The organism is Legionella yabuuchiae, from assembly GCF_900640115.1.
In the GTDB taxonomy this organism is placed as follows: Bacteria; Pseudomonadota; Gammaproteobacteria; order Legionellales; family Legionellaceae; genus Legionella_A; species Legionella_A yabuuchiae.
Genome location: NZ_CAAAIW010000035.1, coordinates 1 through 16,623 on the forward strand (window position 1 = coordinate 1; position 16,623 = coordinate 16,623).

The window sequence follows — 16,623 nt, forward strand, 5'->3', positions numbered from 1 at the left end:
AAGTTTGAAGCAGAAGTGTACGTGTTGTCAAAAGAAGAAGGTGGGCGTCATACCCCATTTTTCAACGGCTACCGTCCACAGTTTTACTTTAGAACAACTGACGTAACCGGTACATGCGATTTACCAGAAGGTACCGAAATGGTCATGCCAGGAGATAACGTACAAATGACCGTTAGTCTGCATGCGCCAATTGCTATGGATGAAGGCTTACGCTTTGCTATCCGTGAAGGTGGTCGCACCGTTGGTGCAGGTGTTGTTGCTAAGATTATTGAGTGATAAATAATATCGCTTAATAGGTTGATGGCCCTCTTGTCTCAGTTGAAAGTATCAGAGGGCTTTATAAAGTTAGGCCAGTAGCTCAATTGGCAGAGCGGCGGTCTCCAAAACCGCAGGTTGGGGGTTCGATTCCCTCCTGGCCTGCCAGCTAAATGATAAGTATGAAAAAAATTGAAAAAAAGACTTCTAAAATAATGGATATATTGTCGTGGTTGGCTATAGCGCTTATTACTACGGCTGCTTTTATAGGAACTTATCATTACCAATTTACCGCGCCGGTTGTTGCGTTAATTTGGATAAGTTGGCTCGTTTTAACGTTTGTTTTTGGCTATCTTACTAGCACTGGTAAAGCAGTATTTGCATTTGCAAAAGAGTCAAAAGTCGAGTTACAAAAAGTCGTTTGGCCTAGCCGCCAAGAAACAATTCAAACCACATCGATTGTGATGGCGATGGTTGCTGTGACGGGATTAATACTTTGGGGTATTGATGCCGCAATGATGTGGGCGATTGGTAAAATAACTCATTTAGGTTGACCAAGGTGGAAGAACAGAAATCCAAACAATGGTACGTTGTTCATGCCTACTCAGGGTATGAAAATTTTGTTATGCGCGAAATAAAATCGCGAGCGCAGCATCACAATCTTGAAGATAAGATCGGTGAAGTTGTTGTTCCCTCGGAAGAGGTGGTTGAAATGCGCGCAGGCCAAAAGCGAAAAAGTACACGAAAATTTTTTCCAGGCTATGTGCTGGTAAACATGGTCATGAACGATGAGACCTGGCACATGATTCGTGCTATTCCACGCGTCTTAGGGTTTATCGGCGGAACAAGCCAAACACCAACCCCGATCTCAGATAAGGAAGCAAACGCAATTCTTCAGCGGGTCGAAGAAGGCGTTACAAAACCTAGGCCTAAAGTGCTCTTTGAGCCTGGTGAAGTGGTGAGAGTTAAAGAAGGCCCATTTGTTGATTTCAACGGTGTTGTGGAAGAAGTTAATTATGAGAAAAGTCGCCTAAGAGTGGCTGTATTGATTTTTGGGCGCTCTACACCAGTTGAACTAGAGTTTAGTCAGGTAGAAAAAACATAAATAAATTCAAAAGAGATAGGCCGGTGCCTTTTAGTCAGCGTTCTATCAGCAGATTATTTGACCCATTAAGTCTGGTTGCTTCGCAGCCGGACTTGCGTTGTTCAGAGCGAACTCGCTCGTTAACCGGGAAGCTGAAGTAACAAATTCTATGTGAACCAGCGTTATACCCAAATCAGGAGTAGCTATGGCTAAAAAAGTAGAAGCATACATTAAATTGCAAATTCCTGCAGGAAAGGCAAATCCAAGCCCGCCAGTTGGACCTGCATTAGGTCAGCGTGGGGTGAACATCATGGAGTTTTGTAAAGCCTTTAATGCAAGTACACAAAACTTGGAGCAGGGTTTACCTATACCTGTAGTGATCACCGTTTATTCGGATCGCAGTTTCACATTTATTACAAAAACACCACCAGCCTCCGTTCTTTTAAAGAAAGCAGCTGGAATTTCCAGTGGCAGTGGTACCCCTAACACAAAGAAAGTAGCTAAGCTTCATCGTACTCAACTTGAAGAAATTGCTAAAACCAAAGAGCCCGATCTTACCGCTGCAAGTTTAGATGCGGCAGTTCGCAGCATCGCTGGTACAGCACGCAGCATGGGTATTGATGTTGAAGGCTTGGAGGAGTGAGGTTTACCATGGCTAAATTAACCAAAAAACAAAAGCAGATTAGAGAAAAAGTACAACCTACGCAATTATATAAGGCAGAAGAAGCTGTCAACATTCTTAAAGAATTCGCAAGTAAGAATTTTAAAGAAGGTATTGATATCGCTGTTAATCTTGGCGTAGATCCGCGTAAATCGGATCAAATGGTTCGTTCATCAACTAATTTGCCAAACGGAACCGGAAAAACTGTTCGTGTGGCTGTATTTGCGCAAGGCGATAACGCACAAAAGGCTAAAGATGCCGGAGCTGACGTAGTTGGATTTGAAGATCTAGCTGAACAAGTCAAAGCAGGACAGCTTGATTTTGATGTTGTTATTGCTACACCAGATGCAATGCGAGTTGTTGGTCAGCTCGGTCAGATTTTGGGGCCAAGAGGATTAATGCCAAACCCAAAAGTTGGTACCGTAACTACAAACGTTGAAGTCGCCGTTAAAGATGCTAAATCTGGTCAGGTTCGTTACCGAACTGATAAGAACGGGATCGTTCACTGTACTGTAGGCAAAGTTGACTTTTCTGCAAAAGAAATTATAGAGAATGTCGAAGCCTTAATTGTGGATTTGAAAAAGGCTAAGCCAACCTCAGCTAAAGGTGTATATATCAAGAAGATAACCTTATCTTCTACAATGGGTCCTGGATTAACTATTGATCCTGCTTCTATATCCATGTAAAATTAGCACCCATTTTAAAGTATTCACGGCATAGACATTGGTTCAATGCCGTCGAAGACCGCAGGTGCGAAAGCTTAATTTCCTGCGCAGACGGTGAACCGGCTCTGAGATCCTTCCGAGGCGGCCACCATAACTGTCAAATCATTACGATTTGAACAACTTAGGAGGTCAGTAACGTGACATTGACATTAGCTGCAAAAAAAGCCGTTGTTGAAGAAGTAACTGGTGTTGCTTCAAAGGCTATTTCAGCAGTAGTTGCTGATTATCGCGGTTTAACTGTAAATCAAATGACCCACTTACGAGCTGAAGCTCGCAAAGCCGGGGTTTATCTGCGTGTAGTACCTAATACGCTGTCTCGCAGAGCGTTTGAAAAAACAGATTTTGCCTGCCTCAACGACGTTTTGGTTGGTCCTTTATTTATTGCTTTATCAATGGAAGCACCCAGCGATGCGGCAAGATTATTAAAGGAATTTTCTAAAACGTATGACCGCTTAGAGATTAAAGCATTATCCATCAGTGGTAAAGTGTTTGGTGTTGAACAACTTGACGCAATCGCTAGCTTACCAACTCGAGATGAGGCTATATCTAAGCTGATGTACGTAATGAAAGCACCAATTGAGAAGTTTGTTCGTACAATCAAAGAACCACACGCTAAGTTGGTTCGTACGATTGCCGCTGTTAAAGACAGCAAAGCAGGATAAACCGATAATCTTATCTATTTTTAACTTAGGAGCTAGAAATGGCTGTATCAAAAAACGAGATCCTGGACACAATCGCTAATATGTCCGTAATGGAAGTGGTTGAATTAATTGAAGCAATGGAAGAAAAGTTCAACGTATCTGCGGCTTCTGCTGCTGTAGCCGTTGCAGCACCAGCTGCTGCTGCCGCCGCTGCTGAAGAAAAGACAGAATTTGACGTTGTAATGACTAGCTTTGGTGAAAACAAGGTTGGTGTTATTAAAGCAATCCGTACCATCACAGGTTTAGGCTTAAAAGAAGCCAAAGACTTGGTAGAAGGAGCTCCTTCTACTGTGAAAGAAGGTATTGCTAAGAATGAAGCCGAAGAGATTAAAAAGCAACTTGAAGAAGCTGGTGCTACAGTCGAAATCAAGTAATCTCAAGACTACATTAAAAGTTGACCCAGCCATGGATACATGGCTGGGTTTACGTGTTTGAAGACTTCACTAAAACTAAGAGGAAACACCATGGCCGAAGCAGTTGCTAACCCTCATTATTCGCATGCTGAGAAAAAACGATTTCGCAAGAGCTTTGGTAAACAAGCCGAACAGATGGAGATACCCAATCTCCTAGAGATTCAATTGAAATCCTATCGTGATTTTATCGATGCTGATTCCATATCCAACCAACAACAGAATACGGGTCTGCACGCTGCTTTTTCATCGGTATTTCCGATAGAGAGTTTTTCTGGCAATGCCCGCCTTGAGTATGTTAGCTACAGCCTTGGTGAGCCTGCCTTTAACGTTAAAGAATGTAAACTTCGTGGGTTAACCTATTCAGCACCGCTACGTGTAAAAGTCCGATTAATTGTATTGGACAAAGATGCTTCTGGCTCTGAAAAGCCTATTAAAGATATTCGCGAACAAGATGTATTTATGGGCGAAATCCCATTAATGACGGACGTTGGTACGTTTGTCATAAATGGAACTGAACGTGTTGTTGTTTCCCAGCTTCATCGTTCACCTGGCGTAATATTTGAGCACGATCGCGGCAAAACACACTCATCAGGTAAACTATTATATTCAGCACGAATTATTCCTTATCGTGGATCTTGGCTGGATTTTGAGTTTGACCCAAAAGATTTAGTGTTTGTACGTATTGACCGCCGTCGTAAGTTACCTGTCACCATATTATTAAGAGCACTTGGTTATAGCACAGAAGAAATCCTCGCCGAATTTTTTGAAACCACTACGGTTAAACTGAAGATGGGCGAGTATCATATTAACCTAATTCCGACTAGGTTACGCGGCGAAATTGCCTCATTTGATATTAGAGCACCTAAGTCAGATGAAATTATTGTTGAAGAAGGTCGTCGTATTACTGCGCGTCATATTAATATGATGGAAAAAAACAAGATGACCGATCTTGTTGTTCCACGTGACTATCTCCTTGGCAAGGTTTTAGCAAAAGATATCATTGATAAATCCACTGGTGAGGCAATTGCCTTTGCTAACGATGAAGTTACTGACGAAATGCTTGATTCAATTGTCGATCATGGCATCCATGAATTAGAAACCATTTATACTAATGAGTTGGATCATGGATCATACCTATCGGATACATTGCGAGCTGATCCGACATCCAACCAACTTGAAGCATTAGTCGAAATATATCGGATGATGCGCCCTGGTGAGCCGCCAACTAAAGAAGCGGCTGAGACACTGTTTAAAAACCTATTTTTTGCAGAAGACCGGTATGATTTATCTGCTGTTGGCCGCATGAAATTTAATCGTCGCGTAGGCCGAAAAGACGATGAAGGTCCTGGCACATTAACGCAAGAAGATATATTAGCTGTTATTAAAACTCTAATTGATATCCGTAATGGTATCGGTATGGTTGACGATATTGATCACTTAGGAAACCGACGCGTTCGAAGCGTGGGCGAGATGGCTGAAAATCAATTCAGGGTTGGTCTTGTCCGCGTGGAACGTGCTGTTAAAGAGCGTTTAAGTCTTGCTGAATCTGAGAACTTAATGCCACAGGATCTGATTAATGCAAAGCCGGTATCAGCGGCTGTGAAAGAGTTTTTTGGCTCTAGTCAATTGTCTCAATTCATGGATCAAGTTAACCCTCTTTCTGGAGTAACTCATAAACGCCGTGTATCTGCACTCGGGCCTGGTGGTTTAACCAGAGAGCGTGCTGGATTTGAGGTTCGTGATGTTCACACCACGCACTATGGGCGGGTATGTCCAATTGAAACTCCTGAGGGACCAAACATTGGTTTGATTAACTCGCTGTCTGTATATGCACGTACGAACCCATATGGATTCATTGAAACACCTTGCCGGAAAGTTGTTGATGGCCGCGTTTCGGATGAAATTGAATATATATCGGCTATTGAGGAAGTGGATCAGTACATCGCACAATCGAATGTGCCAGTGGATAAACATGGCAAAATCAAAGCCGATCTCGTCCCTTGCCGTCACCAAAATGAATTTTCATTGACCACACCGGACAAAATTAATTATATGGATGTTTCTCCTAAGCAGATCGTATCCGTAGCCGCATCGCTAATCCCTTTCTTAGAGCACGACGATGCTAACCGCGCGTTGATGGGGTCGAACATGCAACGCCAGGCGGTTCCTACGCTACGTGCCGAAAAGCCGTTGGTGGGTACCGGTATGGAGCGTGTTGTCGCCTCTGACTCAGGGGTTTGTGTTGTGGCCAAGCGAGGTGGCGTCATCGATCTTGTCGATGCTGCGCGTATTGTAGTGCGGGTTAATGACGATGAGACCAAAGCCGGCGAAACCGGTGTAGATATCTATAACTTAACCAAATACTTTCGTTCCAACCAAGATACCTGCATCAATCAAATTCCTATTGTTTCTAAGGGGGATCGCATTGCCAGAGGTGATATTTTGGCGGATGGGCCTTGTACAGATATGGGTGAACTAGCGCTTGGACAAAACCTATTAGTTGCATTCATGCCTTGGAATGGCTACAACTTTGAAGATTCGATCCTTATCTCAGAGCGGATCGTACAAGAAGATCGCTTTACAACCATTCACATCGAAGAGCTGACTTGTATTGCTCGAGATACCAAGCTAGGTACAGAAGAGATTACAGCTGACATTCCTAATGTAGGAGAAGCGGCGTTAGCTAACTTAGATGAATCTGGTGTGGTGTATATCGGAGCAGAAGTAACCGCAGGCGATATTCTTGTTGGAAAAGTAACCCCGAAAGGTGAAACGCAACTTACGCCTGAAGAAAAACTGTTACGCGCAATTTTCGGTGAAAAGGCTTCAGACGTTAAGGACTCATCATTACGTGTGCCGTCTGGAATGAATGGCACAGTCATTGATGTACAAGTGTTCACCCGTGATGGGCTGGAAAAAGACGAACGAGCGAAAAGTATTGAAGAAGAGCACCTAGCCCGCGTTCGTAAAGACTTGATTGATGAGCGACGAATTCGCGAAGAAGATATCTATCAACGTGTCTATAATTTATTGCTAGATAAGATCGCAACTGGAGGTCCTTCCTCGTTAAAATCTGGCTCTAAAATTACCGCAAGCTATCTTGAGAATATCGACCGTGAGAAATGGTTCGATATTCGTTTAAAAGATGACGAAGCTAGCCAACAGCTAGAGCAATCTTCCAAACAGTTGGAGGCGCTTGAGAAAGAAATTGAAAAACGTTTCAACGATAGCCGTAAAAAAATTACTCAGGGTGATGATCTTGCCCCGGGAGTTTTAAAAATTGTTAAAGTTTATCTGGCTGTTAAGCGCAGAATTCAGCCTGGCGATAAAATGGCGGGCCGACATGGTAACAAAGGCGTTATCTCGATCGTAGTTCCAGTAGAAGACATGCCATATATGGAAGATGGAACCCCTGTAGATATCGTTTTAAACCCATTAGGTGTTCCTTCTCGTATGAATATTGGCCAAGTTCTGGAAACACATTTAGGGCTTGCAGCAAAAGGTTTAGGTCTAAAAATAGGCAAGATGCTGGATGGGGAAAAATCGTTAACAGAAGTTCGTGACTTTGTAAATAAGGTTTATAACCATGACGAGCATGCTCGTGTTCAAATCAAACACTTGAGCGATGAAGAATTTAGCGTTCTGGCTAATAACCTTAGAGGCGGAGTGCCAATGGCAACACCCGTATTCGATGGAGCTAGCGAGTCTGAGATTAAAGAAATGCTTAAATTAGCGGATTTATCCCAAGATGGTAAGACCACTCTATTCGATGGACGAACCGGTCGTAAATTTGATAATCCAGTGACGGTTGGTTATATGTATATGCTTAAGTTGAATCACCTAGTTGATGACAAGATGCATGCTCGCTCAACCGGATCATACAGTCTTGTGACGCAACAGCCGCTAGGCGGTAAGGCACAATTTGGTGGTCAGCGCTTTGGAGAAATGGAGGTCTGGGCGCTAGAAGCGTATGGCGCAGCTTATACATTGCAAGAAATGTTAACGGTTAAATCTGATGACGTTGGAGGAAGAACCAAGATCTATAAAAACATTGTTGATGGTGATCATCGAATGGATCCAGGCATGCCTGAATCATTCAACGTATTGTTGAAAGAAATCAGAGCATTAGGTATCGATATCGAACTTGATCACGACTAAACAATACTGAATATTGACCAATTTTGGAGGCATTAACTTGGCTAATCTAAACAACGAATCAATGAAGAACGCCCCTGTAATGAGTGATTTACTTGGAATGCTCAAGCAACAAGGTCAAAGCGAAGAATTTGATGCGATTAAGATCGCGTTGGCATCCCATGATTTAATTCGCTCCTGGTCCTATGGGGAAGTTAAGAAACCAGAAACAATAAATTATCGTACGTTTAAGCCAGAGCGTGATGGTTTGTTTTGTGCGAAAATTTTTGGTCCTATCAAGGATTACGAATGTTTATGCGGTAAGTACAAGCGCTTAAAACACCGTGGTGTCATTTGCGAAAAGTGCGGCGTTGAGCTTGCGCTTGCCAAAGTCCGTCGCGAGCGCATGGGGCACATTGAATTGGCTAGTCCCGTAGCCCATATTTGGTTCTTGAAGTCGCTTCCTTCCAGAATTGGCTTGCTGCTTGATATGACGCTTCGTGATATAGAGCGCGTCTTGTATTTTGAAGCGTTTGTCGTTGTTGATCCTGGCATGACCGAACTAGAGCGTGGTCAATTGTTGAATGACGAAGCCTATCTTGACGCTATGGAACAATATGGTGATGAGTTTGATGCACGCATGGGTGCCGAAGCGATCCGAGATTTACTACGTCAAATTGATCTTGAAGAAGAAATCAAAATGCTTCGCGAAGAGTTACCCACAACAAACTCTGAAACGAAGATTAAAAAAATTACCAAACGATTGAAGCTCCTTGAAGCCTTTCATGAATCAGGCAATAAGCCAGAGTGGATGATCATGAATGTTCTACCTGTGCTTCCCCCGGATCTAAGGCCGCTTGTTCCATTGGATGGTGGACGTTTTGCTACCTCAGATCTAAATGATTTATACCGTCGCGTCATCAACCGCAACAATCGCCTAAAGCGTCTGTTAGACCTAAGTGCGCCAGATATCATTGTTCGTAATGAAAAACGAATGCTTCAAGAGTCCGTTGATGCGTTACTCGATAATGGCCGACGTGGTCGAGCTATAACAGGGACTAACAAGCGACCATTAAAATCACTGGCTGATATGATTAAAGGAAAGCAGGGTCGTTTTCGTCAGAACTTGTTAGGTAAGCGCGTCGATTACTCCGGTCGTTCAGTAATTGTGGTCGGGCCGACGCTGCGTCTACATCAATGCGGCTTGCCTAAAAAAATGGCGCTTGAACTCTTTAAGCCGTTTATCTTTAGTAAGCTAGAGTTCCGTGGCTTAGCAACGACTATTAAAGCCGCTAAAAAAATGGTTGAGCGTGAAGAGCCCGTGGTTTGGGATATTCTCGAGGACGTGATCCGCGAACATCCAATTCTTCTGAACCGTGCACCAACGCTTCATCGCCTTGGTATCCAAGCCTTTGAACCAGTACTAATTGAAGGCAAGGCCATTCAGCTTCATCCATTAGTTTGCACGGCCTATAATGCTGACTTCGACGGTGACCAGATGGCGGTCCATGTGCCATTGACCATCGAGGCTCAGTTAGAAGCCCGGTCATTAATGATGTCAACCAATAACATCTTATCACCCGCAAGTGGCGAACCAATTATTGTACCTAGCCAGGATGTGGTTCTTGGTTTGTATTATTTAACGCGCGAAAAAGTAAACGCACTGGGTGAAGGCAAAGTCTTTTCAAGTACACAAGAAGCACAAAACTTCTATGAAAATGACTATTTGGACATTCATGCGAAAATTAAGATTCGCATGCCCGCAGACAAAGAGACTCATCCGTCTGGTTATGAGCTAGTAGAAACAACTGTTGGAAGAGCTATTTTGGCGCAAATTCTTCCTCAAGGTATGCCGTTTGCTTCCGTCAATAAGCCAATGACTAAAAAATCGATTTCGCGGGTGGTTGACAGCTGCTATCGAAGCTTTGGTTTGAAAGAAACGGTTATCTTTGCTGACCAGCTAATGTATATGGGCTTTAAATACGCTACACGAGCTGGAGCTTCGATTGGTATTGAAGATATGGAAATACCAGACGACAAGGCTGATATTATTGCACAGGCGGACAATGAAGTTCGTGAAATTGAAGCACAATTCCGCTCAGGATTATTAACGAACGGGGAGCGTTACAATAAAGTAATTGATATCTGGTCTCGTACTAACGAAATGGTTGCTAAGTCGATGATGTCTAAAATAGCGACTGAAGAAGTCACGGATAAAGATGGAAATACCATCAGACAAGACTCATTCAACCCTATTTTTATGATGGCTGATTCTGGTGCTAGAGGCTCTGCCGCGCAGATTCGTCAGCTTGCTGGAATGCGCGGATTGATGGCTGCTCCAGATGGTTCGATCATTGAAACGCCAATTACAGCGAACTTCCGCGAAGGTTTAAACGTATTCCAATACTTTATTTCGACTCATGGTGCGCGTAAAGGTTTGGCGGATACCGCGCTGAAAACCGCAAACTCTGGTTACTTAACTAGACGATTGGTTGATGTTGCTCAAGATGTTGTCATTACAGAAATTGACTGTGGCACAGAGCACGGCATCCTAATGCAGCCATTGATTGAAGGTGGTGATATCGTTGAGCCATTGCATGAGCGTGTTCTTGGTCGAGTGGTTGCTATGGATGTTTACATTCCAAGCCAGAAAGACCCGGTAGTTACGGCAGGTACACTGCTGGATGAGGAGTGGGTTGAACGACTGGAAAAGATTGGTGTAGACCAAGTCTATGTGCGCTCGCCCATCACCTGCGAAACGCGCTTTGGGTTGTGTGCGAAATGCTATGGTCGCGATTTAGCTCGTGGTCACCTCGTTAACACCGGTGAGGCTGTGGGTATTATCGCTGCGCAATCTATTGGCGAGCCAGGAACCCAGCTAACCATGCGTACCTTCCACATCGGAGGTGCTGCATCTAGAGCGACAGCAGCCAATAACATCCAAGTTAAAAATAAAGGCGTTATTCGTCTGCATAACATCAAGACGGTAACAAACGAAAACGATAACTTGGTGGCTGTATCTCGTTCTGGAGAAGTGACAGTTGCAGATGAATTTGGGCGCGAGCGCGAGCGTTATAAGCTGCCTTACGGTGCTGTTTTAACCGTTCACGATCATTCTGAAGTTGAAGCGGGTCAAGTGATTGCAACATGGGATCCACACACTCACCCAGTAATCTCAGAAGTCGGCGGAAAACTTAAGTTTGTTGACTTGATTGAAGGCTTAACCATGAATCGGCAAACGGACGAATTGACTGGTTTAAGTAACATCGTTGTCATTGATGCAAAACAGAAAGGTAGCGCTGGTCGTGACTTAAGACCAATGGTTAAATTGGTGTCTGATAAAGGTGAAGAAATATACCTAGCCGGTACCAACGTACCAGCGCAGTACTACTTGCCTGTGGATGCCGTTATCAATTTCGAAGATGGACATAAAGTAGGTGTGGGTGATGTCATCGCTCGTATTCCTCAAGAGCGTTCAAAAACACGCGATATCACCGGTGGTTTACCACGGGTAGCTGATTTATTTGAAGCCAGAAAGCCAAAGGATTCCGCAGTTATGGCTGAAATATCAGGCGTGGTAAGCTTCGGTAAAGAAACCAAAGGAAAGCGACGTTTAATTATTACATCCTCAGATAACCAAACTCATGAAGAGTTAATTCCAAAATGGCGTCATATTTCGGTGTTTGAAGGCGAGCATGTAGCCAAAGGTGAGACCGTAGCTGATGGTCCACCAAACCCACATGATATCTTACGCCTGCTTGGTGTTGGAGCGCTTGCAAATTACATCGTAAACGAAGTGCAAGATGTGTACCGTCTACAAGGCGTTAAAATTAACGACAAACACATCGAAACCATTGTGCGCCAGATGCTAAGAAAGCGTCTTATCACCAGTACTGGGGATTCAAAATTCCTGGTTGGGGAACAAGTTGAAGATACTGTAATGATGCAAGAAAACGATAAATTAGATGCTGATAACAAAATGCCGGCGCAAGGGGAGCCTATACTATTGGGTATAACCAAAGCGTCTTTGGCAACGGAATCATTTATCTCCGCAGCATCATTCCAAGAAACGACCCGCGTTCTAACTGAAGCAGCCGTGAGCGGTAAAACGGATGAGTTGCGTGGTCTGAAAGAAAACGTGATGGTAGGACGCCTTATCCCCGCAGGGACTGGCTACGCTTATCATCAAAGCCGTAAGGCTAAACGTGGTAAAGGTAGTGCTGGCGAATCGGCACATGCCGTTTCAGCAGTTGATGTTGAACACGCATTAAGTGAAGCATTAAACGCTGATAATAATGAACAGTAATATTGTTCGCAGAAGAGGTTGGAAATAAATTCTGAGGATTACGAAACAGAGGTTTCAACGACCTCTGTTTAAATATCTACCGTTTCTCATGTGATGTGACTAGACACGATAGTAAAACAAATCAGGATTATACTTGACAAATTGGTCGTACCTTTATAGAATCCGGCCTCCTTATGCATACGAAATAATCTCAAGCTAAAGTTTGGAGTTAAGAATAAATGGCTACTATTAATCAGTTGGTAAGAAAGCCTCGTGAGAACGCTAAGCGAAAGAGTAACGTTCCTGCGTTGGAAGCTTGCCCACAGCGTAGAGGGGTATGCACCCGAGTTTACACAACAACACCCAAGAAGCCTAACTCAGCTATGCGTAAGGTTGCGCGTGTTCGGTTAACTAATGGGTACGAAGTAACCTCATATATTGGTGGTGAAGGCCACAATCTACAAGAACACTCGGTTGTATTAATCCGTGGTGGTCGTGTTAAAGACTTACCAGGTGTACGTTACCATACCGTTCGTGGAAGCTTGGATACCTCAGGCGTAAACGATAGAAAGCAAGGGCGTTCTAAGTATGGAACCAAAAAACCTAAAGATAAGAAATAATCTGATTGTAGGAATTTGCTATGCCAAGAAGAAGAGAAGTACCCAAAAGAGAAATATTGCCTGATCCAAAATACCATAGTGATTTGCTGGCAAAATTTATTAACGTTTTAATGGTCGATGGTAAAAAATCGATCGCCGAAAAGGTCGTGTATGGCGCATTAGAAGTGCTTGAAGATCGCGTTAAAAAGATGAAAAAGGACGCTGATGAAGATGGCAGCGAAGGATCTTCCGCAGGTGGTAACGTGCTTAGACAATTTGAACGTGCGCTTGATAACGTTCGTCCAACCGTTGAAGTCCGTTCTCGACGTGTTGGTGGGGCTACGTACCAAGTGCCTGTTGAAGTTCGTGCTGAGCGTAGTATTGCGCTGGGTATGCGCTGGATTGTACAAGCGGCACGTTCTCGAGGCGAGCAGGGCATGATGTTAAGATTAGCCGGCGAGCTATCCGATGCGTTCGAGAGCAAAGGCTCCGCCGTAAAAAAACGTGAAGAGACTCATAAAATGGCTAAAGCCAACCAGGCTTTTGCTCATTTTAGATGGAATTAATAGAGAGGTAGCCCGTGTCAACCACATCTACACCATTAGAGCTTTATAGAAACATTGGCATCGCCGCACACGTTGATGCGGGTAAGACCACTACAACCGAAAGGGTGTTGTACTATACCGGTCGCTCGCACAAAATTGGCGAAGTTCATGAGGGTGCTGCAACCATGGACTGGATGGTTCAAGAGCAAGAGCGAGGAATTACAATTACCTCGGCTGCTACGACTTGCTACTGGCCAGGAATGGACAAGCAGTATAAACCACATCGCATTAATATTATCGACACACCTGGCCACGTTGACTTCATGATTGAAGTTGAGCGCTCATTGCGTGTGTTGGATGGTGCTATAGTGGTGTTTGATTCTGTATCAGGCGTTGAGCCCCAATCAGAGACTGTCTGGAGACAATCGGATAAGTACGGTGTTCCACGTATCGTGTTCGTCAACAAGATGGACCGAATGGGGGCTAATTTTTTACGCGTTGTAAAGCAAATTAAAGAGCGTCTTGGCTCTAATCCGGTCGTTCTTCAGCTTCCAATCGGCGCAGAAGAAGAATTTAAAGGCGTCATCGATCTTGTAAAAATGAAATCCATATATTGGGATGAAGAAAGCCGCGGGATGACGTTTGAGTATAAAGAAATTCCTGAGGCAATGAAATCTCAGTGTGAAGAGTTACGTGGCCTAATCGTTGAGGCTGCGGCTGAAGACTCAGAAGAGTTGATGGAGAAGTATCTCGAAGGCGAAGAGCTTACTGAAGCTGAAATTAAAAAAGCGCTTCGTAACCGAACCATTAATAACGAAATTGTACCAGTCTACTGTGGATCAGCCTTTAAAAATAAAGGCGTTCAAGCCGTTCTTGACGGTGTTATTGATTACTTGCCGTCACCGTTAGATGTGCCACCGGTACGTGGTATTGATGACGATGGGGAAGAAGATACTCGCAAGACATCTTATGATGAGCCTTTTTCAGCGCTTGCATTTAAGATAGCTACCGATCCTTTTGTAGGGACTCTGACTTATTTCCGTGTCTATTCAGGTGTGTTGAAGTCCGGTGATACCGTCTATAATCCTGTCAAAGACAAGAAAGAGCGTATTGGTCGCTTGCTGCAAATGCACGCGAACTCACGAGAAGAAATTAAAGAAGTTCGTGCAGGAGACATTGCTGCTGCTGTAGGTCTAAAAACAGTGACTACTGGGGATACCCTTTGTGATCAAAATAAGATAATCACACTTGAGCGTATGGATTTTCCAGAACCGGTAATAGCTGTTGCGGTAGAGCCCAAAACAAAAGCGGATCAAGAAAAGTTATCAATTGCATTGGGTAAACTTGCACAAGAAGATCCTTCATTCCGCGTCCATACAGACGAAGAGTCAGGACAAACAATTATCTCTGGAATGGGTGAATTACATCTAGAGATCATTGTAGACCGTCTTAAACGAGAGTTTATGGTTGAAGCAAACGTAGGTAAACCCCAAGTTGCTTATCGTGAAACACTTAAAACTTCCGTCGAGCAAGAAGGTAAGTTCGTTCGACAGTCTGGTGGTCGTGGTCAATACGGGCACGTGTGGCTTAAAATTGAACCACTGTCACGTGGTGATGGATATGAGTTTGTCAACGCGATTGTTGGCGGAGTCATTCCGAAAGAGTATATCCCCGCAGTGGATAAGGGTGTTCAGGAACAATTGCAAAATGGTGTCATTGCTGGATATCCAGTCGTGGATGTGAAAGTAACGTTGTTTGATGGTTCTTTCCACGAAGTTGACTCGAGTGAAATGGCCTTCAAAATTGCAGGATCTCAATGCTTTAAGCAAGGCGCGCTCAAAGCGAGTCCAGTTTTACTTGAGCCTATTATGAAGGTTGAGGTTGTCACCCCTGAGGATTATATGGGTGATGTTATGGGTGATCTAAGTCGTCGCAGAGGCATGGTTCAGGGTATGGATGAATCACCAGCCGGACGCGTAATTCGAGCTGAAGTTCCACTCGCAGAAATGTTTGGTTACTCAACGGATCTGCGCTCCGCCACACAAGGTCGAGCAACATATACAATGGAATTCGCGAAATATGCGGAAGCGCCAGCCAATATTGCTGAAGCTATCATTAAGAAACAATAAAAGTTAACGAGGTTTTGAAATGGCAAAGGAAAAATTTGAACGTAAAAAGCCGCACGTAAACGTAGGCACAATTGGTCACGTAGACCATGGTAAAACAACGCTAACTGCTGCTATCACAACAATTATGGCCAAAAAATATGGCGGCATGGCAAAAGCTTATGACCAAATTGATGCGGCCCCAGAAGAGCGCGAGCGTGGTATTACCATATCTACAGCGCACGTTGAGTATGAGTCAGCTGCACGTCACTATGCACACGTAGACTGCCCAGGCCACGCCGACTATGTTAAGAACATGATTACCGGTGCAGCACAAATGGACGGAGCGATCTTGGTTGTTTCAGCGGCCGATGGTCCTATGCCTCAAACTCGTGAACACATTTTGTTATCACGTCAGGTTGGTGTGCCTTACATCGTTGTGTACTTGAACAAAGCCGATATGGTTGACGATCCAGAGCTATTAGAGCTGGTAGAAATGGAAGTAAGAGATTTGTTGAGCTCTTATGAGTTTCCTGGCGACGATATTCCAATTGTTGTTGGTTCAGCCTTAAAAGCATTAGAAGGTGATACCAGTGATATTGGTGTACCATCTATTGAAAAATTAGTTGAGACGATGGACTCATACATTCCTGAGCCTGTTCGTAATATTGACAAAGACTTCTTATTACCAATTGAAGACGTATTCTCAATTTCTGGGCGAGGAACGGTAGTAACCGGTCGTGTAGAAAGCGGTATTGTCCATGTGGGTGANGAAGGCCGTGCGGGTGATAACGTTGGTGTGTTATTGCGTGGGACAAAGCGTGATGAAGTTGAGCGTGGCCAAGTATTGGCGAAGCCAGGCACAATTAAGCCGCACACAAAGTTTGAAGCAGAAGTGTACGTGTTGTCAAAAGAAGAAGGTGGGCGTCATACCCCATTTTTCAACGGCTACCGTCCACAGTTTTACTTCAGAACAACTGACGTAACCGGTACATGCGATTTACCAGAAGGTACCGAAATGGTCATGCCAGGAGATAACGTACAAATGACCGTTAGTCTGCATGCGCCAATTGCTATGGATGAAGGCTTACGCTTTGCTATCCGTGAAGGTGGTCG

General features: G+C 44.0%; 13 protein-coding genes and 1 tRNA gene. All 14 read left to right on the forward strand.

Annotated elements, in window-relative coordinates:
• The coding region (locus E1O47_RS10990; protein WP_479724355.1) for an EF-Tu C-terminal domain-related protein at positions 1-276 on the forward strand (276 nt) is incomplete at its 5' end.
• A gap of 71 nt (positions 277-347) precedes the next feature.
• Positions 348-423, forward strand: a tRNA-Trp gene (locus E1O47_RS10995).
• A 14-nt stretch (positions 424-437) separates the two neighbouring features.
• Complete coding sequence (gene secE, locus E1O47_RS11000; protein WP_133131309.1) at positions 438-809, forward strand: preprotein translocase subunit SecE; 372 nt, start codon at positions 438-440, stop codon at positions 807-809.
• A gap of 5 nt (positions 810-814) precedes the next feature.
• Positions 815-1,360: a transcription termination/antitermination protein NusG gene (nusG, locus tag E1O47_RS11005; RefSeq protein WP_165475108.1), complete on the forward strand. Its 546-nt coding sequence runs from the start codon at positions 815-817 to the stop codon at positions 1,358-1,360.
• A gap of 184 nt (positions 1,361-1,544) precedes the next feature.
• Complete coding sequence (rplK, locus tag E1O47_RS11010) at positions 1,545-1,982, forward strand: 50S ribosomal protein L11 (protein WP_133131311.1); 438 nt, start codon at positions 1,545-1,547, stop codon at positions 1,980-1,982.
• An 8-nt stretch (positions 1,983-1,990) separates the two neighbouring features.
• Positions 1,991-2,686 carry a 50S ribosomal protein L1 gene (gene rplA / locus E1O47_RS11015; protein ID WP_133131312.1) on the forward strand — a complete coding sequence of 232 codons (696 nt, stop codon included), beginning with the start codon at positions 1,991-1,993 and terminating at the stop codon, positions 2,684-2,686.
• A gap of 176 nt (positions 2,687-2,862) precedes the next feature.
• Positions 2,863-3,387, forward strand: a complete 525-nt coding sequence (gene rplJ, locus E1O47_RS11020; protein ID WP_133131313.1) for a 50S ribosomal protein L10 — start codon at positions 2,863-2,865, stop codon at positions 3,385-3,387.
• 38 nt (positions 3,388-3,425) lie between these two features.
• Positions 3,426-3,800 (forward strand): 50S ribosomal protein L7/L12, encoded by a 375-nt coding sequence (gene rplL, locus E1O47_RS11025; RefSeq protein ID WP_133131314.1) that lies wholly within the window; start codon positions 3,426-3,428, stop codon positions 3,798-3,800.
• Between the two features lie 90 nt (positions 3,801-3,890).
• The gene (gene rpoB, locus E1O47_RS11030) at positions 3,891-7,997 is read left to right on the forward strand and encodes a DNA-directed RNA polymerase subunit beta (protein ID WP_133131315.1); all 4,107 of its coding nucleotides are present in this window, start codon (positions 3,891-3,893) and stop codon (positions 7,995-7,997) included.
• Positions 7,998-8,076: 79 nt separating this feature from the next.
• On the forward strand, positions 8,077-12,279 hold the full coding sequence (gene rpoC, locus E1O47_RS11035; RefSeq protein ID WP_165475109.1) for a DNA-directed RNA polymerase subunit beta': 4,203 nt from the start codon (positions 8,077-8,079) through the stop codon (positions 12,277-12,279).
• A 218-nt stretch (positions 12,280-12,497) separates the two neighbouring features.
• Complete coding sequence (gene rpsL / locus E1O47_RS11040) at positions 12,498-12,878, forward strand: 30S ribosomal protein S12 (RefSeq protein ID WP_133131317.1); 381 nt, start codon at positions 12,498-12,500, stop codon at positions 12,876-12,878.
• A 20-nt stretch (positions 12,879-12,898) separates the two neighbouring features.
• The gene (rpsG, locus tag E1O47_RS11045; RefSeq protein ID WP_133131318.1) at positions 12,899-13,423 is read left to right on the forward strand and encodes a 30S ribosomal protein S7; all 525 of its coding nucleotides are present in this window, start codon (positions 12,899-12,901) and stop codon (positions 13,421-13,423) included.
• Positions 13,424-13,437: 14 nt separating this feature from the next.
• Complete coding sequence (gene fusA, locus E1O47_RS11050) at positions 13,438-15,531, forward strand: elongation factor G (protein WP_133131319.1); 2,094 nt, start codon at positions 13,438-13,440, stop codon at positions 15,529-15,531.
• Between the two features lie 19 nt (positions 15,532-15,550).
• Positions 15,551-16,623: elongation factor Tu (locus E1O47_RS11055; protein WP_133131320.1), on the forward strand; the 1,073-nt coding region annotated here is incomplete at its 3' end.

Bases quoted from the DNA above. Each gene is read 5' to 3' on its own strand.
- secE (WP_133131309.1), top strand. From the start codon at position 438: ATGAAAAAAATTGAAAAAAAGACTTCTAAAATAATGGATATATTGTCG.
- rpoB (WP_133131315.1), top strand. From the start codon at position 3,891: ATGGCCGAAGCAGTTGCTAACCCTCATTATTCGCATGCTGAGAAAAAA.
- rplA (WP_133131312.1), top strand. From the start codon at position 1,991: ATGGCTAAATTAACCAAAAAACAAAAGCAGATTAGAGAAAAAGTACAA.
- rpoC (WP_165475109.1), top strand. From the start codon at position 8,077: ATGAGTGATTTACTTGGAATGCTCAAGCAACAAGGTCAAAGCGAAGAA.
- rpsL (WP_133131317.1), top strand. From the start codon at position 12,498: ATGGCTACTATTAATCAGTTGGTAAGAAAGCCTCGTGAGAACGCTAAG.
- rpsG (WP_133131318.1), top strand. From the start codon at position 12,899: ATGCCAAGAAGAAGAGAAGTACCCAAAAGAGAAATATTGCCTGATCCA.
- rplL (WP_133131314.1), top strand. From the start codon at position 3,426: ATGGCTGTATCAAAAAACGAGATCCTGGACACAATCGCTAATATGTCC.
- rplK (WP_133131311.1), top strand. From the start codon at position 1,545: ATGGCTAAAAAAGTAGAAGCATACATTAAATTGCAAATTCCTGCAGGA.